This is a genomic window from Paraburkholderia haematera (genome assembly GCF_905220975.1).
Taxonomy (GTDB): domain Bacteria; phylum Pseudomonadota; class Gammaproteobacteria; order Burkholderiales; family Burkholderiaceae; genus Paraburkholderia; species Paraburkholderia haematera.
In genome coordinates, this window is record NZ_CAJNBK010000014.1 from 20724 (window position 1) to 43125 (window position 22402).

A 22402-nucleotide genomic window follows, 5' to 3' on the forward strand; every position below is an offset into this window, starting at 1 on the left:
GACGTGCTTGTGTTCAATCTGGCTCGAGGCGCCGTCGGGCAGCCGCCACTAGCCTTTCGAATGTGAAAGTACTCGCCGCAAGCGCGGTGGTATCCGGAAAGTTCTCGCGCGTAATGTCCGTCAACACCTGGCCCGGCGGGGCTTCGATCAACACGCGGGCGCCCATTTCCTGCATGACGGCGAGCGCATCGAACCAACGCACTGTGTGGCGCATATTGGTCGCGAGATCGTCGCGAATGGCATCCGCCGTGTATAGGGGACGGCCGCCGCGATTGCCGATATAAGTGCTTTGCGGTGTGTGGAAAGGGACGTCCTGTGAGTATGCGACCAGCTCGTCGGCGGCATGCGCGAGCAGTACGCAATGTGACGGCACGCTCACCGCAAGACGGATTGCTTTGCGTGCGCCTGCCGCCAAAGCGCGTTCGATAAACGTGTCCAGCGCATCATTCGCCCCGGCCATGACGATCTGACGTGGCGCATTCACATTGCCGATATAGACGCGTTGATTACCCGCATCCGCGTGCTGCTCGGCGAGCGTTTCCAGTTGGTGCTCGGTCAAGCCCGATACGGCCGCGAGACCGTAGCCCGACGGGTACGCCCTCTCCATCAATTCGGCGCGCTTTCGCACCATCCGTAACGCGTCGCCAAAGCGAATCGCGCCGCAACTGACCGCCGCCGCATAGGCACCCACCGACAAACCCGCGCTGATCTCCGGCTTGAGCTGTTCATCCGCCAGGGCGCGCGTGATCGCCACGCCCGCGACGGTCAAGCCGATCTGAACGGCTACGGTCGAGCGCAGTGCGTCGGGTGTGTCGAGTGTGAGTACGTTTGTGCCGAGCAATTGAGATGCTTCTTCGAGCGTGTCGGTTACGGCATGATGCTGCGACAGACGATGCAGGAATCCGTCCGACTGTGCGCCCTGACCGGGAAACAGAAGGGCAAGCATCAGGCATCGCCGTGAGTGGGCGCCCACGGATCGGTAAGCAGTTGAGGGCCGCGAGCATGACGCGCCATCACACGTGCTTTGCCCGCTGCCCACTCGGCCAGCGCAACGCCGCCTGCGGGCGTTTCCAGTTGCGCATCCACGCGAATACCGGCGCGGTGTGCGAGTGCTTGCAGATAGTTCAGCAACTGAATGGCCGTGTTGTGCGAGATTTTCTCCGGCGCGCGGATCAGCAGGTCGAGATCGCTCGATAAAGTGACGGTGGGTGCCTGCGTGGCCAGTTCGAAACCTGTGCTGCCGGTTGGTCCCCAGACGAATCGGGCCAATGCGTCGGTTGTATCGTCGCCGGTCGCATCGCGTTGTAATGCGGCAAGCGCCGTGAAAGCAGGCAACGCATTGCGCTCCGCAAGCGGGCTGCGCCGCGCTAACGCTTCCGGCGGCACGACGTTTTCTATATCGTCCAGATGCGCCCACGCGCCGTAACGTTGCGACCGCTCCACACCGCGCAAACCGATCGCCACGAAGCCGTCAGCGGCCGGCGCGCGTCTTACTACCGCATACGGTGCGCGTTCGAATGACCCACGAACCCATGCCGGTTCGCCGTCAAACGGCCGCAAACGGTTCAGGCGCAGCAGATCGTGCGGCTGCCAACGCGCATCGCACGGCAAAGCGTGATCGGCTGCAAACGGCGGCGTTGCGCAGACCTGCATTACACGGCGTCCCATTGTTCGGCGAGACGCCGTCGCACTTCGATCGACGCCGCGCGATTCTTTTGGGCCGCCGCCGATTTCAGACGATGCGACAGACCGCGGCTGCCATCGCGCGTGCTGCGAATCTGCTCGGTCAACACCTGGCGCACGCGATCGATTTGTGCGGCATCCGGCGCATTGGCGTCGACATTTTCGATCAACTGATCGAGCAGGCCCAGTTTGGCAAACGACGACATCGAGTACGACATCGGCACGATGGTCTCGCCGAGCGCGTCGAGTGCTTCGACGGTGCGCCGCGTGACCCGGGCGGCCGCTTCCTTACCCATGGCGTGGACCATTGTGCCGGGCGCGTCGAGTGCGACGATCCGGTTGGCCTGATAGCCGTGCGCGAGGAAAGCGCCCGACATGGCGGGCCCGACGATCAGCGCGATCACCGGATGCCCGGCGTCGCGCGCCGATGCATACGCATCCACCGCAGCGGCGCAGGCGAGATGAATGCCGAGCATCTCTTCGCGGTAACCGTACGCCTGACTTTTGACATCGACGATTGCGACGATCGGGCGGCGCGTAGCGCTCGCTTCGTCTTGCGCGATGGCCTCGCGTACTGCGCGCGCGAGCTGCCAGCCTTGCTCGAGACCGACGACGTTATCGGTCGCACGAGGAAAGCGGTTGTCAGGATCGGGGACAACCGCAATGAAGCGCGCGGTCTCGCCGCCGAGCGACGCATCGCCGCTCCATACGGGCGTTTTACCGGACGGTTCGCCGGCCAGCGCGTGGAACCAGCGCGCGCCGCGGCTGAGGAAAGTATCGCTCATGCCTGCTCCTTGCCCGCGTTGTTCCGCGCGTGCGGGTTGTACACCTCACGCATCGATTCCGGCGTGACGCTGGCCGGGTCGATCCGCGCGAGACGGTCAAGAAAAGTGTCGACCTGTTCGCTGCGATGCGTAGCTGGTAGTCCTTGAGTGAATGCTGAACGCACGGCGGCGCGCACTGCGTCCGCATCGTCGTCGACCAGGTGATCGGCGAGCGCGGTCGCGGCGCGTTGTTCGCCGCCGATCAACTGCCACACGCGGCGCCGATCGCTTGCGTCGAGTTCTTCGATACCGGCTTCCTGTTCGACCACTTCGGGGCCGTTCATGCCGAGCCGCCCCTGTTTTGTCACGACGAGATACGAACACAAGGCGGCCGCCAGCGACATGCCGCCAAAGCAGCCGACCATCCCCGCGATCACACCGACGACCGGCACATGCCGGCGCAACGCGACGATCGCGGCCTGAATCTCGGCGATCACCGCGAGGCCGAGGTTGGCTTCCTGAAGCCGCACGCCGCCGGTCTCGAACAGCACGACTGGGCGGACGATCTTGCCGCGTTCGCAGTCGCGCAAGGCCATTTCCAGCGCGCCGGCGATCTTGCTGCCCGACACTTCGCCGATACTGCCGCCCTGGAAGGCGGACTCTATCGCGGCGACCACGGCCGGCTCGCCGTCGATGGTGCCGCGCGCGATCACGCAGCCGTCGTCCGCCTGGCAGACGACACCTTGCAGCGGCAGCCACGGCGATTCGATCTTGTCGAACGGTCCGAGCAGTTCGCGGAACGTGCCGGCGTCGAGCAGCGAGCGGGCGCGTTCGCGCGCGGGCAGTTCAATGAAGCTTTCGCGCAGCAGCGGCGCGGAATGGACAGTGGCGACAGCGTTCATGCGTCGTCTCCCTGTTCAGCGGCTTCGATAGCCTCCGCGAGCCGTAACGCCACAACGCCGGGTGTCGCGCCGAAGTCGTTGATTTCGATTTGCGCCGCGCCGTCGTAACGGGTGAAGAAGCGGTCGAGCACGCTTTTCCAGATGTGGCTGTAGCCATCTACGCTGGTCCGCACGACCACATGCGCGGTCAACGCGGCGCTGTTTTCAGCCGGCGACAGCAGCACTTCCAGATCGCCCGAACCGACAACGCCGACGTGCGCGCGGGTCGTGACGACGCGTTGCGCCGGATAGTCGAAGGTCAGATGTTCCATGAGGCTGGGCTCCCACTGGCGTTGTAATGCGCCAGCATGTCGAGAAAGAGGGTGGCGGCGAGCAGATCGGCGGCGCCGCCAGGCGATGCGTTGAGCGACAGCAAGGCATGTTCGAGTGAAACGAGGGCGGCGTACCCATCAGGTGTCGAACTTCCGCCGGCTTGCAGCACGCGACGCGCGCCGTGTTGCGCAGCGTGCAAACCAGGCAACCCTGCGCGATGCAGCAGACAGGTGTCGTCGAGCGACACCATGATCGAGAGCAGGGCGTCGATGCGCGCGGCGCTTTCGTCGACGCCGTTAGCTCGCGCTGCGAGCAACGCGGGTAAGCCGATATCGATGACGTGCGGAAAACCGTTTTGTGCCTCACGTCGTGCTCCGCCCACCTGATAGCGCCGCCGTGCACGCTCGCCATGACTATCGGCCGGAGCGGCGAAGCGATCCGGGAAGCACGCGATCTGCGCGGCGAGCGTGCAGACATGCGACGCGTTCGGACGTCTGGTGTCGCCTGTCATCGAGGCGCCTGCCACCAGCAGGCCGACGATCCAGATTGCGCCGCGATGTGCGTTGCTGCCGCCGGTGGCACGCAGCATGTCCAGTTCGCCGGCGCGGCCGATTTGCGCGAGTTCAGCACGCAAAAGCGCGGATGGTTCGCTATGGCGGTGCGCCGCGCGTGCGAGAGAGGCGAAAGTTAATTCGAGCGCGTGTGCCGAGCGCAGCATGGTGGCGAGATCGAGGTCGCGATGCGCGCCGCTGCCGCGCCGGTCCACCAGCGCGGGTTTCGGCGTGAGTTGCGCTTCTTCGATCAGCGCGGTGACGGCGAAGCGCGCGAGTTGCGCATCGGACGGCGCTGTCCGTGCGATGACCGTTGGCCTGTTTACCGTGGCCTCGCGCTCGAGCAAAGCGGCGGGCGCCATCGTCACCAGCTCCTGAAGCGGGCCGGCGGCGCGTACAGGCCGCCCGACCACGTCACCAGATCGTCGATGCTGCGTGCCGCCAGCAGCGAACGCTTCGCTTCGCCGCGACGAATGCCGAGGTCTTCCGGATACGCGACGATGCCGCGCCGGCGCAACTCGGCCGTTTTCTCCGGCCTCGCGCGCAGTCCGATCGGCGTGACGCCGGCCACCGCTGCCAGCGCCGCGCGCCGCTCGTCGATGCCTTCGGCCTTGTGCAAATACGCGATGCCTTCCTCGGTAACGACATGGCTCACGTCGTCGCCGTAGATCATCACGGGTGCAATCGGCATGCCGCTTTTCGCGCCGACGGCGACCGCATCGAGCTCATCGACGAAGGTCGGCTCGCCGCCTTTCTTGTACGTCTCGGCCATCTGCACAACCAGCTTCTGCCCCCGCGAGACCGGACCCTGATCCTTTAGCAGCTTGAGCCATGCTTCGCTCGAATGACGCCGGCCGCGCGGATCGTGGCCCATGTTCGGCGCACCGCCGAAACCGGCAAGACGCCCGCGCGTGACCGTCGACGAATTCGCGTCCGCGTCGATCTGCAAAGTCGAGCCGATAAACAGATCGACGCCGTATTGACCGGCCAGTTGGCACAGCACACGGTTCGAGCGCAGGCTGCCGTCGTTGCCCGTGAAAAACACATCGGGGCGCGCCTCGATATACGCCTCCATGCCGACTTCACTGCCGAAGCAATGGATGCTGTCGACCCAGCCCGATTCGATCGCGGGAATCATGGTGGGGTGCGGATTAAGCGTCCAGTTGCGGCAGATTTTGCCTTTCAGACCGAGCGATTCGCCATAGGTGGGCAGCAGCAATTCGATCGCCGCGGTATCGAAGCCGATGCCGTGATTCAGCGAGCTCACGCCATACGGTTCGTAGATGCCGCGAATCACCATCATCGCGGTGAGCACCTGCAGATCGCCGATATGGCGCGGGTCGCGCGTGAAGAGCGGCTCGACGGCGAACGGCCTGTCCGCTTGCACGACCACATCGACCCACGAACCCGGAATATCCACGCGCGGCAGTTCGTCGACGATCTCGTTGACCTGCACGATCACAATGCCGTGCCGGAACGCGGCGGCTTCGGCGATAGTCGGCGTGTCCTCGGTGTTGGGGCCGGTGTACAGATTGCCGTGACGGTCGGCCTTTTCCGCGCACAGCAGGGCGACCTGCGGCGTGAGATCGACGAACATCCGCGCGTACAACTCGACGTATGTGTAGATCGCGCCGATTTCCAGCTGGCCGTCTTCGAGCAACTGCGCGACGCGCAAACTCTGTGGTCCCGCAAACGAAAAATCGACTTTGTGCGCGATGCCGCGCTCGAACAGCGTCAGATGTTCAGGACGACTGATGCTCGAAATCAGCAGATGCACGTCGTGAATTTTTTGTGGATCGACCTTGGCGAACGAGCGCGACAGGAAGTCGGCCTGTTTCTGGTTGTCGCCCTCGAGTGCGACGCGGTCGCCCGGTTGAATCAGCGTTTGGAGTGCATCGACGATGCGATTTGTCGGCAGGATGCCGCCTTCCAGCCACGGTGCGATGGCCGCAAGGCGACGGTTCTTTTCGTCGCGGCGTGTGGTCCACGAGCGTGCGGCGGTGGACGCTTCGGCGGCTTCGGCGGGTCGGTTCATCGGCGGATTCAGCTCCCGGTGGTGGTGCGCGCGCGTCGAGCGCGCGGCTTGGGTTGGTTCGCAAGCGCGGCTTCCGCCTGCGCGCGTTCGGTCAGGAAACGATGGAGCAGGTCGCCCGTGCCGAGCAGATGCGCGACGACGAGAGACTGCGCAGCAGGAATGTCACGGCGTTGTACGGCGTCGAGCAAGGCGGCGTGTTCGTTGTCCGACTCGCCTTTGTACGACGGCAAGCCGAACTTGAGGCGCAAATACCGTTCGCCGCGCCGATGCAGCGTGCCGATCATGTCCTCGAGTTGCGGACGGGCGGCGGGGGCATACAGGCTCATATGAAAGGCCACATTGCGCGCGACGTACAACGACGGGTCCGGCTCGCGTTCGGCGGCCCGGCACAGCCTCGCGGATTCGCGCAGCGTGGCGGCGGTGTGATTCGGAATCGCGAGCCCGATGGCGAGGCTCTCCAGCGCGGAACGGATCTCATAGATTTCACGCGCTTCATCCGCCGACAAGGGCGCGACGGTCGCGCCTTTATGCACGGCGGCTCTCGCCCAGCCTTCGCTTTCGAGCTGGCGCAAGGCCTCGCGCACGGGAATTGCGCTGACCGAGAAATGCCGCGCGATCGCGTCCTGCCGCAGCGGCGCACCAGGCGCCAGCGTGCCGTCGACAATCGCCGCGCGCAGCGCCTCCGCGATGACGTGGGACGTGCTCTCACGCGGCGCCGCCGCGGGTAGGAGCGGGCTGCGCGACGGTGCGTCCAGGGGAAAACCATCGATTGCGTCGTTCATAATTTCAAATATTATATATAAAAATGCGCAATTTGAAGACGGGCAAACCCGCAAATTTTTCACCACCGGCGCCTGTGAAGTCCTCTCAACGTTATACGAACGAGGCACCTCGATCCACCAGCAAGCGCGCCGTCTCGTCGTTTCCTTTAAGCAAGCCAGGTACGTCAGGTACGCCACGTACGCCAACCGCAGGGCCGGAGGAGCATGATGAATTCAGTTACCGAGAGCGTGTCAGCCGCGCGGCGGCGCACGCCGCTCAATCGTTCGCAGATCGCAGGTTTTTGGGGAGCTTGGGCCGGCTGGACGCTCGACGGGATGGACTCGTTCATCTACGCGCTCGTGCTGACGCCGGCGTTGACCGAGTTGTTGCCGCGCTCGGGGTACGCCGCCACGCCCGCGAATGTCGGCCTCGCCGGGTCGATTCTGTTCGCGCTGTTTCTGGTCGGCTGGGGGCTGTCGTTCATCTGGGGGCCGTTGGCGGATCGCTTCGGCCGCACCAAGGTGCTGGCGGGCACCATTTTCACGTTCGCCATTTTCACGGGACTGGCCGCGACGTCTCACAACGTCTGGGAGCTTGCCATCTATCGCTTCATTGCCGGCGTCGGCATTGGCGGCGAGTGGGCGTTGGCGGGAACGTATGTGGCTGAGTCATGGCCGGAAGATCGCCGCAAGATGGGCGCCGGGTATCTGCAGACCGGCTACTACGCCGGGTTCTTTCTGGCAGCCGCGCTCAATTACACCATCGGCGTGCATTTCGGCTGGCGCGCGATGTTCCTGACCGGCGCGGTGCCGGTCGTGGTCGCGATTCTGGTGCTGCTGCGGGTGAAGGAAACGGAGAAGTGGCAGAAGGCGGATGCAGGCACCGAGCACGTCAAACCGTTGCGCGAAATCTTCGGGCCGGTGTATCGGCGCCGCACGTGGGTTGCATGCATTCTGCTGACGATTGCAATTGTCGGTTTGTGGGCTGGCGCGGTGTACGAGCCGTCGGCGGTGATTCAATTGGCCACGAAGGCGGGCATGGCGAAGAACGATGCGATCAGGACGGCGTCGCTGGCAACCGGCTTGCTGTCGATTGCGACGATTCTCGGTTGTCTTGCGTTGCCGCCGATGGCCGAGCGCATCGGCCGCAAAAAGACCCTGGCGTTTTACTTCACCGGCATGGCGGTGGCGATTGCCGGCAGTTTCGGCTGGGCGTTCTATCTGCCGAATGGGCTCGCGCCGTTTATCGCGTGGCTCTTCGTGCTGGGCTTCTTCGGCGGTAATTTCGCGTTGTTCAGCTTGTGGTTGCCGGAGCAGTTCGAGACCCGCGTACGGGCTACGGCGTTCGCGTTCTGCACGTCGTTCGGACGGTTTGTTGGGGCGGGTGTCAACTTTCTGCTTGGCGCGGCGGTGCTGCATATGCATACGCTCGGCGTGCCGGTAGCGCTCACGGCGCTGGCGTTTATCGCAGGCCTGTTCGTGATTCCGTTCGCGCCGGAGACTAAGGGCGAGGTGCTGCCGCAGTGAGGTTGGCCGTTTGGCTGAGTGGCGGGCGAGGTCGCTGGCGGGCATGCTTCCTATTGGTTGGACGACATCTTCCTACGCAGTTTTGGGTTTGCTGATATGTACAGTGCTCTGTACAATGATTGTGGTGGCTCAGCGCGACTTTATTGCTGCGAGCTGCCGCCTCGTTTGGCAGCCTTCGGGGTACAAATACTCCGTTCTGCGGCGGAAACGTCTCTAACTTTTTGACAGGAGCGACTGGAGGGAAACCTCTCAGATCGAGAAAACGAATGAACGTCCTTACTTATAGCGAGGCACGCGCTGGCTTTAAGCAAGCGATGGACGACGTTTGCCGCGATCACACGCCCATGCTGATAACCCGGCAGAGTGGCGAAAATGTGGTCATGGTTTCGCTCGAGGATTTCAACGCGATGCAAGAAACCTTGTATCTGTTGAGTTCGTCGAAGAACGCCCAGCGGCTTGCCAAATCCATCGCTCAGTTGAATGCCGGCAGTGCGGTTTCGCGCGACCTGCTGACCGGTGAACAAACAGAAAAGCCGCAACGAGGAGGCCGCAAAGGCTAATAGTGTTTTTATGTTCACGGACGAAGCGTGGGACGACTACCTGTACTGGCAAGAGACTGATCGAAAGGTCTTGCGCAAGATCAATACGTTGCTAGAGGAATGTCGGCGCGATCCTTACCGCGGCACGGGAAAACCGGAAGCGCTGATGGGCAGCCTAAGCGGCTTCTGGTCAAGACGCATTACTCATGCTGATCGTTTGATCTACTTGCCAAGAGACGGAAGGATCTATGTGCTTGCTTGCCGCTTCCACTACGACGACTAAAACAAAAAACCGGGCGCAACCGAGCCGCCCGGTTTTTTTTGTTTAACGTATCAACGCGTGCTGCGCGCTCGTCCTCCAGGACGCAATATCGAAAGTAGCGGCCAACCAAGATTCACGCCAAGGCTGGCGATCACGATCAATGCCATGCCCGCGAGCTGCGGCAGCGAGAGCGCCCTGCCATACACCACGGCATCCACCACGATCGCCGTCAGCGGATAGACGAACAGCAACACAGCGATGATCGGCGTGGTCAGCTTCGGCAGCGCGCCGTAGATCAGCACATACGAAAGCCCCGTATGCAGCACGCCCATGCCGACCAGCCAGAACCACTGCATCGGCCCGATATGCACCGCGGTGAGCGGCGCAATGAACGGCAGGCACACCACGCCGACCGCGCATTGCGCGAGCGTCAGCAGATGCGGCCGCAAATTGCCGAGCCCTTTGGCGATCAGCGTGACGCTCGCGTATAGCACCGAACCTACCAATGCCTCGCCGATGCCGATCAGATAGCTCGTATGCCCCTGCAGATTCGCGGCGGCCGAAACGCCCGAGGCGAGCACGAGCCCGATGAACGCGGTCGCGATCCAGCCGAGCCGGTCAACACCGAGGCGCTCATTGAACAGCGCCGCGCCCATCAGCACGACCCAGAACGGCTGCACATGAAATACCACCGTCGCCACCGCAATGCTGGTGCGATGGATCGCGTCGAAGAAGCCGACCCACTGCGTGACCATCAGCACGCCGGAGATCAGTGCGAGCGCGACGGTGCGCGGCGTGAAATGCGCGCGTGTGAAGAAGCCTTTCCACGCGCAATACGCGGCGAGCGAAAGGAAGCCGAACAGACAGCGGAAGAACACCAGCGTCAGCGCACCGAGCCGCGCTTCCTCGACGAAAATGCCGATCGTGCCCATCAGAAGCCCGCCGCTGGCCAGCGTAATGGCGCCTTGTTGACGTTGCGTGAGGGACATGCGAGGCGGCTCCGGAAGTGGGTCACATCAAGTGGAGCCACAAGTATTGCGCGGCTTGCCTCCTGTCGACAAACGAATTAAATTGAGAAATTCCATAAGCTGGATTGATAAATCATGCATCCGGAATTCGACGTCGATTTGCTGCGCACCTTCGTCGCGGTGGTGGAAACGGGCAGCTTCACGAAGGCTTCGGCCACCGTGCATCGTTCGCAGGCGGCGGTCAGCATGCAGATCAAGCGGCTCGAAACCATGCTCGGGACCACGCTGTTCGCCCGCAACACGCGCAATCTTTCGCTCACGCGGCCCGGCAATACGCTGCTCGAATACGCGCGGCGTGTGCTGGCGTTGCATGAGGAGGCGTGGTCGGCGATCGTGCGGCCCGAGGTAACCGGGCGCGTGGTGCTGGGCGCACCGGACGATTACGTGTCGTCGCTGCTCTCGCCGGTATTGCGGCGCTTTTCGAATCTGTATCCGCACGTGGAGATCGAGATCGTCTGCGCCCAGAGCACGTCGCTCGCACCCATGCTGGCCGATAACAAGATCGATCTCGCCTTCGTCACGCGCGACCACAAATTGCGCGGTGAATTTGTGCGCAGCGAACCGATGGTATGGGTGGGGGCGTCGGTGGATACGCCGGTACTGGCGGCCTCGCCGTTGCCGGTCGGGCTGTACGAGCCGGGCTGTGTCGCGCGCCAGCATACGCTGGCGGCGCTCGACGGTGCGCGTATCCGCTATCGGGCAGCGTTCAGCAGCGCAAGTCTGATGGGTTTGGTGGCGACCGTGGATGCGGGGCTGTCAGTGATCGCGCTCACGCGCTGCAGCGTGCCGCCGCGGCTCGCGATACTCGGTGAAGCGCAAGGCTTGCCGACAATCGCACCGCTGGAAATCGTGGTGGCGCGCAGCGCCAAATCGGACCGGCCGACGTGCGATTATCTGGCCGCGCAGATGGTGCAGGATTTGTCGCTGCGCACGCCAACGCGCGGGGCGGCGGCGCCGGCGTGATGATGCGGCGATGGACGTAAAGGGCGTTACTTGAGCGCGCAGCTTACTGCGTGGCTCGAACGCGCGATTTTGGCGCGTGACTGAACCGCGTGCGCCTCTCAACCCCGCGGATAAGCCGTCACCTCACCATCCACCGCAAGCCGCACGTGCTCACCCGGCCGCGGCGAGAGATACCCCGGCACGCGAGCGCGCACCACCGTCCGCGCGCCGGACTGCAATTGCAGTGCGACGCCCGCGTCCTGTCCCTGAAAGATCACCTCCTGCACGACGGCGTCATGTGACGCCGCGCCATTCGGCATCGTTTCTTCGGCGCGCAACAGGCGGATCTGTTCAGGCCGCACCATGACGTCGACCGCGCCGTTGCCCATCGGCTCGCACAGCGGCAAATCGCCGAGTTCGCAGTCGACGCGATTTTGCTTGACCACGCCCGGCAACAGCACCGCTTCACCGACGAACGACGCAAGCTCGCGCGTCACCGGCCGGCGGTACAGCGTCTCCGGCGTCGCGGTCTGGATCAGCCTGCCGTTCCACAGCACCGCGACCTCATGGCCGAGCGACAGCGCTTCCGATTGATCGTGCGTGACGAGCACGGCAGTCGCGCCGGCCGCGGCTAAAGCACTTGCCACCGCCTGTCGCGTTTCGAGCCGCAATGCGGCGTCGAGCGACGAGAACGGCTCATCGAGCATCACCAGTGTCGGCGACGGCGCGAGCGCGCGAGCGAGAGCGACACGCTGCTGCTGGCCACCCGACAACTGCTGCGGCGCGCGCGCGCCGAAGTTCGCTGGCAGGCCGACCAGCTCCAGTAATTCGGCCACCCGATGACGCGCGCGGCGCTGCGGGCGCGGCAAGCCGAACACGATGTTGTCCGCCACGGAAAGATGCGGAAACAGCGCACCTTCCTGCGGCACATAGCCAATGCGGCGCTGCTCGGAAGGCACATGCAGGTTGTCGCCGGCGACGCGGCGGCCGTCGATTTCGACGCTGCCACTATCCGCGCGTTCGAAACCGCATAACAGGCGCAGCAAGGTGGTCTTGCCGCTGCCGGACGGTCCGAGCAGCGCGAGCAGCGTGCCGCGTTCGACGGAGAGGTCGATGCCGTGCAGCACCGGATGGCCGTCGAACGATTTTTGCAGTCCGCTGATACGAAGTTCGCTCATGAAAATCCGATGGAAAAAACAGGCGATGGCGCGCGGCGTTCAGCTGCGTTCGCCGAGTAAGGCCGATTTGCCGAGCAACGCGAACAGGAGGCCGGAGGCGAACAGCGAGATGCCGGTGAGCAGTGCAGCATAGGGCGCTGCGGCGGCGAACGCCATCGTCGACGTGTCGGCCCAGACCTGGGTCGCGAGGGTTTGCGTGTCGATCGGGGAGAGCAGCAGCGTCGCGTTGAGCTCGGTGACGACCGAGATGAACACCATCGCCGCGGCCGCGCCGAGTCCTGGGCCCGCGAGCGGCAACACCACGCGAAACAGGGTCTGCGTCCAGGTCAGGCCGAGCGCGCGTGCAGTCTCTTCAAGTCGCGGCTGCGCCTGCATGAAGGCGGCGCGCACGCTCACCAGCGCCACGGGCATGAACAGCATCGCGTAAGCGATCACCAGCAGCGTCGCGCTTTGATAAAGCGGCTGCAGCGCATGCACCGCGAGCGACACGATGGCCAGCGCGATCACCAGCCCCGGTATGCCTTGCGCCAGAAACACGGTGCGCTCGAACAGCGTTGCGAAACGCGTCGGATAGCGCACCAGCAGGAACGCGAGCGGCACGACCAGCAGCGTGGTCAGCAGGGCAGCGGCGAGCCCGAAGCCGAGCGACGAGATCGTCGCGTTGAATAGCAGTTCGGGTGACACGTCGACCGGTGTGACGGCAGCCGCGCCCGGTTGTGTGAGCCAGTAGCCGATCATGCCGAGCGGCACGCCAAGCGTTGCGATCGCCAGCGCGGCGAAGCCGGCGACGACGGCCCAGCGCCATGCGCCGAGGTCGTAGCGCAAAACCGCGCGGCGTGTGCCGCGATCGACGCGTTCATAACGCGCGGCGCCCCGCACGCGAAACTCGAATGCCAGCACGACCAGACAGATTACGATGAGCAGGCACGCGAGCAGTGAGGCGCCGCCGCCATCGAAACTGGTGCGGTATTCCGCGTAGATTTGCGTGGTGAAGGTACGAAAACGCAGCAAAGTAAACGCGCCGAATTCGGACAGCACGCCGAGCGCCACCAGCAGCATGCCGCCGAGCAGCGCCGGACGCAGTTGCGGGAGCACGACGCGAATGAACGTGGTCCAGCGGTTGCAGCCGAGCGCACGCGCGCTCTCTTCGAGCGCGGGATCCATGCTGCGCAATGCCGCGGCAACCGGCAGATAAACGAGCGGGAAATACGCGGAACTCAGCACCAGCAACGCGCCGTTGAAGTCCTGCAGATCCAGGCTCAGCGACACCCACGCATAGCTCGAAATGAACGCCGGCATGGCGAGCGGCGCCGCGGCGAGCACAGCCCAGATTCGACGCCCAGGCAGGTGCGTGCGTTCGACAAACCATGCAGCGGCCGTGCCGACGGCAGCACAGACGAGCGTTGTCGATACGGTGATCAGCACCGTATTGACGAGCAGTTCGCCGACGAGCGGCCGGAAGATGAGATCGACCGCCTCGCCGATACCGAAGCTCGCCGCGCGCCAGAAGGTAAACGCAATCGGCAGCAACACCAGCAAAGCGCTGAGTGCTGCTGCCGCGAACAACCCGCGCGGCGCGCGCGAATGGGCGCGCACCGGGGCGGGGGTTACAGCCGGAGGGGCGGCTGACACGGCATCGCTCATTTACAGCAAGCCTGCCTGACGCAGCAGCTTGCCTGCCTGGCTGTCGTCGCCGAGTTGCTGGATTGTCAGCGCCGGCGGTTTCAGTTCAGCGAACGGCTTGAGGATCGGGTCCGGTGCAACGCCTGCATGCAGCGGATACTCGAACATGACGTGGCTGTTCGCCATCAACTGCTGTGCGCGGTCGCTGACCAGATAGGCCAGAAACTTCTGCGCGCCGTCCGTGTTGTGGGCCGACTTCAGCACCGCTGCGCCCGACACGTTCACCATCGCGCCGACGTCGCCATTACCGAAGTGATAGATCGCGCTGCGGGTTTTCGCATCGCCGAGTTCGGCGTGCAGGCGAGCCCAGTAGTAGTTGTTGATCAGACCGGTCGCGACGCCGCCGCGATTGACGGCCGCCACCACGCCTTCGTCGTCGTCGAAAATCTGCGCGTTGGCTTTCAGGCCTTTCAGCCACGCGACAGTTTGTGCTTCGCCCTTCAGCGCGAGCACGGCGCTCACCAGCGGCAGGAAGTCGCTATCGCTCGGTGCGATGCCGACCTTGCCTTTCCATTCCGGCTTGGCGAGATCGAACAGCGATTGCGGCAGTTGCGAAGCCTGCAGCTTGGCCGTGTTGTAGGCCAGCACGCTTTCGCGCGCGCTCACGCCCACCCATACGCCAGTCGGCGAGCTGAAGCGCGCCGGCACGGTGGCGAGCGTCGAGCCGTCCACCTTGTTCAGCAGGCCTTTCTCTTCGAGCAGCATCAGCTCGGGCGAGTTTTCCGTGAAGTACACGTCGGCGGGCGACGCCGCGCCTTCCGCGACAATTTGCGCGGCCATCGCCGGGCCTTCGCCGTTGCGGATCTTCACCGTAATGCCCGACTGTTTCTCGAAGTCTTTGGCAAGCCGACTGACGACCTGTTCGTGCTGCGCGTTGTACAGCGTGATCGACGCAGCGTGGGCAGTCGACGGCACGGTTGCGAAGGCGGCCAGCGTGAGCGCGGCAGCGCTGCTGACGAGACGCAGGCGGGAGCCAAACCAGGAATGAGCCATGATCCTAAAATCCGTTGATGATGTTGTCGTTGGTTTTTGATGCGCCGCCATGCCTCACGGCATGGTGGCTTGCTTCGCGGCTTGCATTAGGTCTCGAACAGACCCGCGCCGATATACGAACCCGGCTTCGCGCCCGGCGGCACAGCGAACACCGCGCTGCCGACGTGCGTCGTGAACTGGTTCATCATGTCGAACTTCGCGAGTTTATCGTTGATCGGAATGAAGCCGGTACGCGGGTCGCTCTGGTGAGCCACGAAAATCAGGCCCGCGTCGTATTCGGTTTCCTGACGCCATGGCGGCCAGCGCTCGATATAGAAGTTCGTGCCGTCGTTGTACGAATAGGACCGGCGCAGAATCTGCGCACCGTTGTTGCTGGCCTGATTCGACAGACGCACGTGCGAGTTCTCCGGAATCACCGGATTGCCGTCCTTGTCTTCTTCCTTCAGGTCCACGGCGTCGAACTCGTTCTTCTTGCCGATCGGCGCGCCGCTGTACTTGTGGCGGCCGAACACCTGTTCCTGGAAGTCGACTTCCGTATTGTCCCAGTGTTCCAGCGTGATGCGGATGCGCCGTACCACGGTGTAGGTGCCGCCTTCCATCCACGGTGCGTCGGCGGTGGCGCCGGCCCAGACGAATTCATTCATCAACTGCGGCTTCGCGGTCGACGGATTGTTGGTGCCGTCCTTGAATCCCATCAGATTGCGCGGCGTCTGGCCGCGCGGACCGGACAGGAAGCCGGACTGGCCCCAACGCATCGTCGCGACGCCGTACGCGAGGCGCGACAGTTGACGCACCGCGTGAAACGCAACCTGCTGGTCGTTCGCGCAAGCCTGAATGAACAGGTCGCCGCCGGTCTTCTCGGCGATCAACTGGTCGCCATTGAAACGCGGCAGATCGACGAGCGCGGCCGGGCGGCGCGCGGCCAGCCCGTAGCGATCTTTTCCTTCATGCGTGAAGAGGCCGGGGCCGAAGCCGAAGGTGATCGTCAGGCCGCAGGGACCGAGGCCGAGCACATCGCCGGAATCCGGGGCGCCCTTATTGCTGCCTGCGTTATACGTGCCATTGGCATTGGCCGCATCGGCCATATTAGTAGCCGTATTAGTCATGTCGGCCGGCGGCAACGGCGCGGCCGTGCTGCCTTGCGTCATGCGGGCAGCGGCGTCGGTCCAGGCGCGCAGCAGGGCGATCACGTCATCGCGCTTCTCGGTCGTCAGATCGAGGGCGGCGACATACGTGTGGCTTTGCTGCGGCGTGACGATGCCGCCTTGATGCGCGCCGTAGAACGGCTCGACCGCCATGGTCGGATCGGCGGCGTGCGCCGGCGTCTTGCCGAGCGCGGCCTGGGCGACGCCGGTCGCACCGAGGCTTGCGCCCGCCGCGACCGCCGCACTGCCGGCCTTCAGAAAGCCGCGCCGTGAGGGCCGCGGGGGTTGATCGTTTGCCATGATTACATCACCTTCATTTGGCCGTGTGGGGGTGCCGGGGTTGCGTCCGGCTCAGTGGCCGGATCTGCGTCCGTCTTTGTTTGATTTACTTCGCGAGCACCAGTGTGTTCACGTCGTCCTGCACAAAGTAGAAACCGTCGCCTTCGGGTGTCATCGCGAGACCGAACAGGTCGCCGTTGCCCGGGGGCGATTGCGCCTTGTCGGTGTCGATCCAGCGCGCGTAGATCTGCTTGCCGCTGGCAGGATCGATTTCGACGATCTGGCCGTTCAGTGCGTTAGTGACGAGCAGGTGTCCGTTCGGTGCGGTGACCATGGCGAGCGGGCGATGCAGCAGACCGTCGGCGGTCAGTTGGCGGCCCACGCCGGCGCTGGTGTCGCGCGTCATCGGTTCGTCGATCTCGGTGATGCGGTTGCCGATCGCATCGGACACGTACAGCAGTTTCTGATCGCCCGAGAGCGCGAGGCCGGTCGGACCGACGAGGAACACGCCCTTGTCCGCCTGCGCGCCAAAGCCGCTGCCGATCACGGTTTCCTTCTTCACGACAGGCGGTTTGGCCGTAGGCACGTCGAGGTCCAGACGCAGCACCGTGGCCTGCTTGAACACCGGCGGCTCGCCGTTCGCGCCGCCCACGCCGAAGCCGGCGTTGCTGACGAACAGCGTCGCACTCGTGCCGTTGTCGACGACCGCCATGTTGCCCCACGGATCGTTGATGTTCGGGCTGGTGATAGTCGACGCGACTTTCCCGTTCGGATCGATCACGATCAGGCAGCCGGCACCCTTGGTGCCGGTGGTGCCGTCATTGCTCGGCGTGCTGCCGATGATCACGTAGCCCGACTTGAGCATCGTCATCGCGGTCGAGAGGCCGATGCCGCCGGGGCATTCCTTCAGATCGCGCGGCACCGTCGCGAACACCGTCATCTGTTTGGTGTCCGGATGATAGTTGATGATCGTGCTGCCGGTGCCTTGCAGATTGGTCGAGTTATTGAAGTTGCCGACCAGCACGTCGCCCTGTTTGATGGTGCCTGCCGTGGCCGGTGCAACCACTACCGCGTATGGATTCTGATCGCCGTTTTCCGGCACGGTGTTGATCAGCGTGGTGTGATGCTTGACGGTCTCGAGGAAACCTTGCGGTTCGGCGTGCGCGACGCCTGCCGTCGCAAATGCGGCGGCGCTGACGGTTGCAGCAATCAGGGCCCGCGCGGCGCGCGGTGAAAAAGAGCGCGTGGGGTTGTTCATGAGTGAGCCTCCGTGCCTGCGCACAAAGCGATAGTTGCGGTCATGATCGAAAGCATGGGATTCGATTTTTCTTGAGCGTGCGGATTTGCGTACGAGTTTGCAAATGTAGTCATGGCAAACGGCATCAGAACGTGATGTTGGTCCGCACGCCGATGACGAACGTGTTGCGCAGCGGCTGCGCCGGATCGCTCGGATTCTGGCCGGCGCCGGCATTGAACGTGTATTGCGCATCGGCCTGCAACTGCCACCACGGGTTGACCTGATACTGGTAGGTCGCTTCGAGCGCGGTTTCGCTGGTGCGCACGCCATAGGGGCCGCCGCTGAATGCCCGGTTATCCTGATCGAGACCATTCACGTGGTTGCCGATCTTGATGTACGTAAGGGCGATACCGGCGCTGTCGTTGTCGCGGCCGGCGAATGGCGCTTTCATCACGATGCCGAGATTGGCGGCAACGCTCACCAGGTTGCGGTCGCCAGGCGCGCCCATCACACGCGCGAAAACGTTGAGGCTGCGCGGTCCGTCCGGATCCGGGCGCCAGATCATCTGGTCGGCGACCGCGTAGAGGCTGTAGTCGCCGCGATGATTCTGCGCAACGCCGGTACTCGCCGGGTTCGCAAGCGAGAGGCCGGTGTTGTCGAAACGCTGGTCAGCGAAGCTGCCGTTGTTGTACCAGACGCCGACTTTGTAGGTGCCAGGCAATCCTCCGCCGCCCGCACCGACCATTTCGCCGTCAGCCGGCTGGTTGATCGCGTACTGCAGCTCGCCGATGAACAGCGTGCCATTGTGCAGGTTGATGTTGGTACCGCTCAGGTTGTTCGGGTTGTTGCCAAGCGGATCGCCATCGAACACACCCGCGAGCGCCGTCAACGAAGGCGTGATCTGGCCGCGCACACGCACGCCGAGGTCGGCGAGCGGATAAGCGGGACCGCCGGAGGGCATGTCGTAGGAAGGCAGGGCAGGCCAGCCGAACATCGTATTCACGAACAGCGCCGAGTTCGTGCTGGTGATGAATTCCTGGTCGATACTTTGCTGACCGATCTTGACGTCGATGCGCTTGTTCAGGAACGATTGCTGATACCACAGTTCCCACAGGCGGGTCGTATCCTGGGCTTCGATACCGCTCGCCGTATTCAGCGTACCCAGCTTGTTCGCGCTGAGGTTGGCGCCATGGATCTGCAAGGCGCTGACGTTGAACAGGCCACCCGGCAAACCGAACGCTTTTTGCGTGTCCATTTGCACGGTCGCTGTTGTCAGGCCGTCGTAGTCCGCGCCGCGCGCCAGACCGCCACGGACGTTGGCGAGCACTTCACTCGTTTCGGTGAGCGCGAAGGTCACGCCGTATTTGCCGAGCCAGGGGCGAAGGCCGCCGATGTCGCCGAGCATGGTCGGACGATTCCAGAAGCCGGTCCACTGATTCGTTTGAGTTGCCTTGATGTTCAGGTCGGCTTCCGGCGCTTCCGGTGTGGCATCGGGATTGGCTTCAGCCATTACTGCGCCGGCGGTCAACGAGGCCCAGGCGAAAGCCGTGCAGAGCGCAGCGCGGCGCATCGAAGGCAAACGCGAGCGACGCACGGCGCCGGTGGTGGAGTCGCGAAACGAACGCGCCCGGCCGGCGGGTTCAGTGGATTGGGCGAACTTCATCGAAATCCTTATTTGTGTTGTATCGACTGATCTGACTATCGCGGCACTACGTTGCCGTGTGCCTGCGATCTGCCGCATCGGTTCGCGACGCCAGATGCAGCAGATGGCGAGATCGTACGCATGCGGAATAGGTGCGTCAACACAAATGAGAACGATTCGTATCAATATTGCCGATGTGTAATTTTGAGTTTTACGGACTGCGGCTAAAGGCTGTTTGTTTGAAAGTTAAATGGAATATAAGCGTAATGTTTTAGTATGAATGTGGTCATATCGAACCGGTACGGAAGAGCGGTGTCGAAGGGCACGAGTACCCCGAAAGACCAATGTCAGGAGATAGAGATGAACAAACGCATCCTTTTGCTTTCGTTGCTGGCTAGCGCCGGTTTGCTGGTGAGCGGCGTATCGAACGCGCAACTGAATCTGAAGCAGTTCGGCATAGGCGGCGGCAATAGTTCGGCGGATGCAGGCGCAACTGCTTCGTCGGGCGGCGTATCGCAGTTGTTGCAGACCTACGTGGGCGCGAACCAGCAGGTACTGAGCGGCCAGTCGAGTCTTGCATCGGCGATGGGCATGACGAGCGCTGCGGGGCAGGCGCAGCAGGCGGCGGGATTGCTGAGCGGCGGAACGCCGTCGGTGAATCAGTTGACGCAGATGGGCAGCACGCAGCAGTCGTTATCGCAGTCGTTGACCCAGGCGTTCGCGAGCCGCGCGAGTGGCGGCGCGTCGGCAACACCGGTGAACAAACAGGCGTTCACGGATGGATTGTCGTCGTTGGGGAAGGGCGTGAGCCAGTATTCGAGTTTGCAGTCGGGGCTGGGCAGTATCGGCCAGATGAATCCGTCGTCGCTGTTGCAGGCGGGGATGAATCCGCAGACGGCGCAGAGCGCGTCCTATATCGCGCAATCGGCGCCCGGCCAATTGCAGTCGCTGATGTCGACGCTGAGCTCGGCGGTGCAGTTCGCGTCGAGTCATGGGATCAGTGTGCCGTCGATCGCGACGTCGGCATTGAAGGGCGGGCAGTAGCAGCGTTTTCTGAAGTAGGCGCCGCCCTGCGCAAGGGCGGCGCCAATGGACCGGCGCGGGTCACTACGGAAACAAGAAAGGCCCGCGTGCAGGGCGGGCATCAAAAGCAGCTATGATCATCTTCCGATGCCACGCCTTGGCGCGAAGCTTTTAAGTGCCCAGCCGCCAAACCATACCGGGACGACACCGATGCCGCACACCGTGAATCTGGAAAATTATTTCACCCGCATAGGCTATGAAGGGCCCCGCGCGGCGACGCTGGAAGTCCTCCAGGAAATCCATAAGCTGCACCCCCGATCGATTCCCTTCGAGAACCTGAATCCATTCACGCGCCGTGCGGTAAAACTCGATCTCGAATCAGTCGAACACAAGCTGATCACGCAAAAACGCGGCGGCTACTGCTTCGAACAGAACGCCCTGTTCGCGAACGTCCTGACGCAGTTGGGCTTCAACGTCATTCCGCTAATCGGGCGAGTCTTGTGGGGCCGCGAATCCGGCGCGATCCCCCCGCGCACGCACATGGTCTTGCGTGTCGACATCAAGAACGAAGCCTGGATCGCCGACGTCGGCTTCGGCAGCATGACGCTAACAACACCGCTGCGGCTGATCGCCGGCACCGCGCAGCACACGCAACTCGGCACGTTCCGTCTGGCCGATGCATCGCACGGCGCGTTCAATCTCGAAGTGCAATCGCGCGATGAAACCTGGGCTCGCGTTTACCGTTTCGATTTGCATCCGGTCGAATGGATCGACTACGAGACCTCGAACTGGTACACCTCGAGCGCACCCGATTCCATCTTCCTGAGCAACCTGATTGTCTGCCGGGTGCTGCCGGAATCGCGTCTGACATTGCGCAATGACCAACTGAATGAACGCACGGCAGATGGCCAGATCTTCGGCGAGCGGCAACTCAAGACCGCAGACGAACTCGCAACTTGCCTGCGCGACCAATTCGGTCTGATCACGGGCGATATCGACATTGCAGACGTATTCGCGCGTGTGCGTTCGCTCGCGGCGACTTCCGCCTGAGACTAGAGCGTGACGCGTACCCACAACCGCCTTCCATCACCCACGAGCGCCACGAGCCAACCATGATCACACGCCTTGTCCTGCAAACCGTGGTCTGGCTGGCATGCATGGGCGCGCTGCTGTTCGGCGCCGCGGGCACGTTCGCCTGGCCTGCAGGGTGGTGGTATCTGATCGAGACCGGCGGGCTGAGTTTATGGGTCGGTTTCTGGCTGGCGCGCCACGATCCCGGTTTGCTTGCCGAACGTCTCGCGCCAATTATCCAGGCGCAACAAAGCCGTTGGGACCGCTTCTTTATGGTGGGCGTGGCGGTGATGTGGTGCGCCTGGCTCGTCCTGATGGCACTCGACGCCATGCGCTATCGCTGGTCGGCACCGTTGCCGGTCTGGCTGGTGAGCTTGGGCTCGCTCTGCATCTTCCTTTGTATTTTCATGTGCCTGATCGTCTTTCGGGCCAATAGCTATGCCGCGCCGGTCGTGAAGATTCAGGCGAACCGCGGTCATAAAGTCATCGACACCGGCCCGTATGCCATCGTCCGCCATCCAATGTACTCGGCCGCATTGCTGATATTCGTCGGCACACCTTTGCTGCTTGGCTCATGGTGGGGGCTGGCCTGCGTGCCGCTGCTGGTGATCGGCATCGGCTGGCGCGCGGTACGCGAGGAGCGTGTATTGGCCGCGCAACTCGACGGCTATATCGCCTACACCTCACGCGTGCGTTACCGCTTCGTGCCGTTCATCTGGTAGGGCGCGCAATGCGCCAACTCGAAGCGCGTCGACGCTTCACGCACCAACCTGTCTAGACAAAGCGCACCACGCTGACGCATCCGGTTTCGACCGGTGCGTTGTCTGTACACTTTCAAGACTCCC

General features: G+C 63.3%; 22 protein-coding genes. 7 read left to right on the top strand and 15 right to left on the bottom strand.

Features of this window, described 5'->3' with window-relative positions; translation table 11 throughout:
• Positions 1–13 precede the first annotated feature (13 nt).
• From mdcH to KHO23_RS22260, 8 genes are read right to left on the bottom strand one after another with little or no spacing between them, the layout of a single operon-like run.
• Positions 14–946 carry a malonate decarboxylase subunit epsilon gene (gene mdcH / locus KHO23_RS22225; RefSeq protein ID WP_211613388.1) on the bottom strand — a complete coding sequence of 311 codons (933 nt, stop codon included), beginning with the start codon at positions 944–946 and terminating at the stop codon, positions 14–16.
• On the bottom strand, positions 946–1653 hold the full coding sequence (locus tag KHO23_RS22230; protein ID WP_211613490.1) for a malonate decarboxylase holo-ACP synthase: 708 nt from the start codon (positions 1651–1653) through the stop codon (positions 946–948). The genes mdcH and KHO23_RS22230 overlap by 1 nt, the downstream gene beginning before the upstream one ends.
• Positions 1653–2468: a biotin-independent malonate decarboxylase subunit gamma gene (mdcE, locus tag KHO23_RS35460; RefSeq protein WP_211613389.1), complete on the bottom strand. Its 816-nt coding sequence runs from the start codon at positions 2466–2468 to the stop codon at positions 1653–1655. The genes KHO23_RS22230 and mdcE overlap by 1 nt, the downstream gene beginning before the upstream one ends.
• On the bottom strand, positions 2465–3349 hold the full coding sequence (locus KHO23_RS35465; protein WP_211613390.1) for a biotin-independent malonate decarboxylase subunit beta: 885 nt from the start codon (positions 3347–3349) through the stop codon (positions 2465–2467). Before KHO23_RS35465 ends, mdcE begins: the two co-directional genes overlap by 4 nt.
• Positions 3346–3660, bottom strand: a complete 315-nt coding sequence (locus KHO23_RS22245) for a malonate decarboxylase subunit delta (RefSeq protein WP_211613391.1) — start codon at positions 3658–3660, stop codon at positions 3346–3348. The genes KHO23_RS35465 and KHO23_RS22245 overlap by 4 nt, the downstream gene beginning before the upstream one ends.
• The gene (locus KHO23_RS22250; protein WP_211613392.1) at positions 3648–4574 is read right to left on the bottom strand and encodes a triphosphoribosyl-dephospho-CoA synthase; all 927 of its coding nucleotides are present in this window, start codon (positions 4572–4574) and stop codon (positions 3648–3650) included. The genes KHO23_RS22245 and KHO23_RS22250 overlap by 13 nt, the downstream gene beginning before the upstream one ends.
• Positions 4575–4576: 2 nt before the next feature.
• Complete coding sequence (mdcA, locus tag KHO23_RS22255; RefSeq protein WP_211613393.1) at positions 4577–6247, bottom strand: malonate decarboxylase subunit alpha; 1671 nt, start codon at positions 6245–6247, stop codon at positions 4577–4579.
• 8 nt (positions 6248–6255) lie between these two features.
• Entirely contained in the window at positions 6256–7029 is a 774-nt protein-coding gene (locus KHO23_RS22260; protein WP_211613394.1) for a GntR family transcriptional regulator, read from the bottom strand.
• Positions 7030–7236: 207 nt separating this feature from the next.
• Here KHO23_RS22260 and KHO23_RS22265 point away from each other — a divergent pair, with 207 nt between their 5' ends.
• The 3 genes from KHO23_RS22265 to KHO23_RS22275 all read left to right on the top strand — a co-directional run bounded on the left by KHO23_RS22265 (position 7237) and on the right by KHO23_RS22275 (position 9357).
• Positions 7237–8535 carry an MFS transporter gene (locus KHO23_RS22265; protein ID WP_211613491.1) on the top strand — a complete coding sequence of 433 codons (1299 nt, stop codon included), beginning with the start codon at positions 7237–7239 and terminating at the stop codon, positions 8533–8535.
• Between the two features lie 266 nt (positions 8536–8801).
• Entirely contained in the window at positions 8802–9095 is a 294-nt protein-coding gene (locus tag KHO23_RS22270) for a type II toxin-antitoxin system Phd/YefM family antitoxin (RefSeq protein ID WP_211613395.1), read from the top strand.
• 10 nt (positions 9096–9105) lie between these two features.
• Positions 9106–9357, top strand: a complete 252-nt coding sequence (locus tag KHO23_RS22275) for a Txe/YoeB family addiction module toxin (RefSeq protein ID WP_211613396.1) — start codon at positions 9106–9108, stop codon at positions 9355–9357.
• Between the two features lie 50 nt (positions 9358–9407).
• On the opposite strand, the gene KHO23_RS22280 is transcribed toward KHO23_RS22275, so the two are convergent.
• Positions 9408–10325 carry a DMT family transporter gene (locus tag KHO23_RS22280; RefSeq protein ID WP_211613397.1) on the bottom strand — a complete coding sequence of 306 codons (918 nt, stop codon included), beginning with the start codon at positions 10323–10325 and terminating at the stop codon, positions 9408–9410.
• 114 nt (positions 10326–10439) lie between these two features.
• Here KHO23_RS22280 and KHO23_RS22285 point away from each other — a divergent pair, with 114 nt between their 5' ends.
• Positions 10440–11327, top strand: coding sequence for a LysR substrate-binding domain-containing protein (locus KHO23_RS22285; protein ID WP_211613398.1), 888 nt, complete (start codon positions 10440–10442; stop codon positions 11325–11327).
• Positions 11328–11425: 98 nt separating this feature from the next.
• Here KHO23_RS22285 and KHO23_RS22290 read toward each other — a convergent pair whose 3' ends face one another.
• The 6 genes from KHO23_RS22290 to KHO23_RS22315 all read right to left on the bottom strand — a co-directional run bounded on the left by KHO23_RS22290 (position 11426) and on the right by KHO23_RS22315 (position 19484).
• A complete protein-coding gene (locus tag KHO23_RS22290) occupies positions 11426–12484 on the bottom strand; it encodes an ABC transporter ATP-binding protein (protein WP_211613399.1) in 1059 nt (352 codons plus the stop codon).
• Positions 12485–12523: 39 nt separating this feature from the next.
• Entirely contained in the window at positions 12524–14128 is a 1605-nt protein-coding gene (locus tag KHO23_RS22295; protein ID WP_211613400.1) for an ABC transporter permease, read from the bottom strand.
• Positions 14129–15160 (bottom strand): iron ABC transporter substrate-binding protein, encoded by a 1032-nt coding sequence (locus KHO23_RS22300; RefSeq protein ID WP_211613401.1) that lies wholly within the window; start codon positions 15158–15160, stop codon positions 14129–14131.
• 86 nt (positions 15161–15246) lie between these two features.
• On the bottom strand, positions 15247–16605 hold the full coding sequence (gene efeB / locus KHO23_RS22305; protein ID WP_211613402.1) for an iron uptake transporter deferrochelatase/peroxidase subunit: 1359 nt from the start codon (positions 16603–16605) through the stop codon (positions 15247–15249).
• A gap of 85 nt (positions 16606–16690) precedes the next feature.
• Positions 16691–17842, bottom strand: coding sequence for an NHL repeat-containing protein (locus tag KHO23_RS22310; protein ID WP_211613403.1), 1152 nt, complete (start codon positions 17840–17842; stop codon positions 16691–16693).
• Between the two features lie 124 nt (positions 17843–17966).
• On the bottom strand, positions 17967–19484 hold the full coding sequence (locus KHO23_RS22315; RefSeq protein ID WP_211613404.1) for a carbohydrate porin: 1518 nt from the start codon (positions 19482–19484) through the stop codon (positions 17967–17969).
• 339 nt (positions 19485–19823) lie between these two features.
• On the opposite strand from KHO23_RS22315, the gene KHO23_RS22320 reads away from it, so the two are divergent.
• The 3 genes from KHO23_RS22320 to KHO23_RS22330 all read left to right on the top strand — a co-directional run bounded on the left by KHO23_RS22320 (position 19824) and on the right by KHO23_RS22330 (position 22279).
• Positions 19824–20507 carry a hypothetical protein gene (locus KHO23_RS22320; protein ID WP_211613405.1) on the top strand — a complete coding sequence of 228 codons (684 nt, stop codon included), beginning with the start codon at positions 19824–19826 and terminating at the stop codon, positions 20505–20507.
• A gap of 189 nt (positions 20508–20696) precedes the next feature.
• Positions 20697–21536, top strand: a complete 840-nt coding sequence (locus tag KHO23_RS22325) for an arylamine N-acetyltransferase family protein (protein ID WP_211613406.1) — start codon at positions 20697–20699, stop codon at positions 21534–21536.
• A 62-nt stretch (positions 21537–21598) separates the two neighbouring features.
• On the top strand, positions 21599–22279 hold the full coding sequence (locus KHO23_RS22330) for a methyltransferase family protein (RefSeq protein WP_211613407.1): 681 nt from the start codon (positions 21599–21601) through the stop codon (positions 22277–22279).
• The last annotated feature ends 123 nt before the right edge of the window (positions 22280–22402 follow it).

Bases quoted from the DNA above. Each gene is read 5' to 3' on its own strand.
- mdcH (WP_211613388.1), bottom strand. From the start codon at position 946: ATGCTTGCCCTTCTGTTTCCCGGTCAGGGCGCACAGTCGGACGGATTC.
- KHO23_RS22230 (WP_211613490.1), bottom strand. From the start codon at position 1,653: ATGCAGGTCTGCGCAACGCCGCCGTTTGCAGCCGATCACGCTTTGCCG.
- mdcE (WP_211613389.1), bottom strand. From the start codon at position 2,468: ATGAGCGATACTTTCCTCAGCCGCGGCGCGCGCTGGTTCCACGCGCTG.
- KHO23_RS35465 (WP_211613390.1), bottom strand. From the start codon at position 3,349: ATGAACGCTGTCGCCACTGTCCATTCCGCGCCGCTGCTGCGCGAAAGC.
- KHO23_RS22245 (WP_211613391.1), bottom strand. From the start codon at position 3,660: ATGGAACATCTGACCTTCGACTATCCGGCGCAACGCGTCGTCACGACC.
- KHO23_RS22250 (WP_211613392.1), bottom strand. From the start codon at position 4,574: ATGGCGCCCGCCGCTTTGCTCGAGCGCGAGGCCACGGTAAACAGGCCA.
- mdcA (WP_211613393.1), bottom strand. From the start codon at position 6,247: ATGAACCGACCCGCCGAAGCCGCCGAAGCGTCCACCGCCGCACGCTCG.
- KHO23_RS22260 (WP_211613394.1), bottom strand. From the start codon at position 7,029: ATGAACGACGCAATCGATGGTTTTCCCCTGGACGCACCGTCGCGCAGC.
- KHO23_RS22265 (WP_211613491.1), top strand. From the start codon at position 7,237: ATGAATTCAGTTACCGAGAGCGTGTCAGCCGCGCGGCGGCGCACGCCG.
- KHO23_RS22270 (WP_211613395.1), top strand. From the start codon at position 8,802: ATGAACGTCCTTACTTATAGCGAGGCACGCGCTGGCTTTAAGCAAGCG.
- KHO23_RS22275 (WP_211613396.1), top strand. From the start codon at position 9,106: ATGTTCACGGACGAAGCGTGGGACGACTACCTGTACTGGCAAGAGACT.
- KHO23_RS22280 (WP_211613397.1), bottom strand. From the start codon at position 10,325: ATGTCCCTCACGCAACGTCAACAAGGCGCCATTACGCTGGCCAGCGGC.
- KHO23_RS22285 (WP_211613398.1), top strand. From the start codon at position 10,440: ATGCATCCGGAATTCGACGTCGATTTGCTGCGCACCTTCGTCGCGGTG.
- KHO23_RS22290 (WP_211613399.1), bottom strand. From the start codon at position 12,484: ATGAGCGAACTTCGTATCAGCGGACTGCAAAAATCGTTCGACGGCCAT.
- KHO23_RS22295 (WP_211613400.1), bottom strand. From the start codon at position 14,128: ATGAGCGATGCCGTGTCAGCCGCCCCTCCGGCTGTAACCCCCGCCCCG.
- KHO23_RS22300 (WP_211613401.1), bottom strand. From the start codon at position 15,160: ATGGCTCATTCCTGGTTTGGCTCCCGCCTGCGTCTCGTCAGCAGCGCT.
- efeB (WP_211613402.1), bottom strand. From the start codon at position 16,605: ATGGCAAACGATCAACCCCCGCGGCCCTCACGGCGCGGCTTTCTGAAG.
- KHO23_RS22310 (WP_211613403.1), bottom strand. From the start codon at position 17,842: ATGAACAACCCCACGCGCTCTTTTTCACCGCGCGCCGCGCGGGCCCTG.
- KHO23_RS22315 (WP_211613404.1), bottom strand. From the start codon at position 19,484: ATGAAGTTCGCCCAATCCACTGAACCCGCCGGCCGGGCGCGTTCGTTT.
- KHO23_RS22320 (WP_211613405.1), top strand. From the start codon at position 19,824: ATGAACAAACGCATCCTTTTGCTTTCGTTGCTGGCTAGCGCCGGTTTG.
- KHO23_RS22325 (WP_211613406.1), top strand. From the start codon at position 20,697: ATGCCGCACACCGTGAATCTGGAAAATTATTTCACCCGCATAGGCTAT.
- KHO23_RS22330 (WP_211613407.1), top strand. From the start codon at position 21,599: ATGATCACACGCCTTGTCCTGCAAACCGTGGTCTGGCTGGCATGCATG.